The following is a 1213-nucleotide window of genomic DNA, read 5'->3' on the forward strand; positions in this document are numbered from 1 at the left end:
GGCTTGTATGTTCCTCCCGGCTCCTACGCGGTATGTAGGAGCCAGGGTGGAGGGACCGTCAACATGATATCTGCGGATAGCAGCCGACAGACGAGCCGAGCGATCCCCATCCCGCACCTTAACGTCGATAAAGGATCTAGCGGCCTTTGAGGACCGCCGATGTAGGCAAGCCAACGTGGTGCGGTACCACCCCAGCCCCTCAACAATAGCTGGGAGTTGCGCAGATGTCAGATCATTTGGCCGTCGGCATCGATGCCGACTCAAAGAGCCTTGTGGTGGCACGCCATGGCGCCAAGGGCAGCACTCGAATCCCCAATTCAGCGTCAGCCATCGGTAAGTGGCTGTCCACTCTGCCGGTCGGGTCTCGCATTGGAGTGGAAGCAACCAATCGCTACCACGAGCTTGTGGTTCAAGCTGCCCAGAAGGCCGGCCACGTCGTCTTTGTGCTCAATCCGCGCGACATCAAACATTACGCCAAGGGCGTGGCCTGCCGCGGCAAAACCGACTCAGGTGACGCGCAGGTCATTGCGCGTTACATCGCCAAGGAGGCCGACAATCTGCATGAGCATGTCGCCCGATCGCCTGCGCAGGAGCAGCTGCATGTGCTGCTCCAGCAACGTGACAGCCTGGTCCGGAGCAAGGCGAAGTTGAATCTCTCGCTAGGCGCGGGGGCGTCGGAGTCGGCCATCTTTGGGCGCATCTTCGATGGTCTGAAAGAGGCCATTGCCCTGCTCGACCAACAGATTCAGCAACTGTGCCGCAGTGGCGAACAGCGCGACCTGTATCGGCGGATCATGACCATTCCGGGGGTTGGGCCGACGGTAGCGGCCTTCGTCACCCATCACATCACACGATGGCCCTTGACCAGCTCGGACGCCTGGATCGCCTGTACCGGCCTGGATCCGCGCCCCAACGAATCCGGCGCCCGGATCGGTAGGCGGCGCCTGTCCAAGCGCGGCAACGCCAGCCTGCGCCAGATCCTCTACATGGCGGCCATGGGACTGACCCGCTCCAAAAATGGCAAAGCCCTTTACAACGCCATCCGCGAACGCGGCCACAGCAGTACTGCCAGTTTCAACATCCTGGCCAGAAAGCTGGCCAGGATCGCTTGGGGCGTCTTCAAGAGCGGCCGGGACTTTGACCCGGCCATGCTGAAAGTGGGTCAAGCCTGCTTCCAGCAGGCTTGACCACGAACATAGGATCTCGGCTCTAC

Annotated in this window: 1 protein-coding gene; it reads left to right on the forward strand. The window is 61.3% G+C overall.

What is annotated here, in order from left to right; genetic code table 11:
* The first annotated feature begins 224 nt into the window (after window positions 1–224).
* Window positions 225–1187: an IS110 family transposase gene (locus VG543_RS21165; protein WP_423179238.1), complete on the forward strand. Its 963-nt coding sequence runs from the start codon at window positions 225–227 to the stop codon at window positions 1185–1187.
* The last annotated feature ends 26 nt before the right edge of the window (window positions 1188–1213 follow it).

Origin of the sequence: Stenotrophomonas sp. CASM101 (genome assembly GCF_049384845.1) — a bacterium.
GTDB lineage: Bacteria > Pseudomonadota > Gammaproteobacteria > Xanthomonadales > Xanthomonadaceae > Stenotrophomonas > Stenotrophomonas hibiscicola.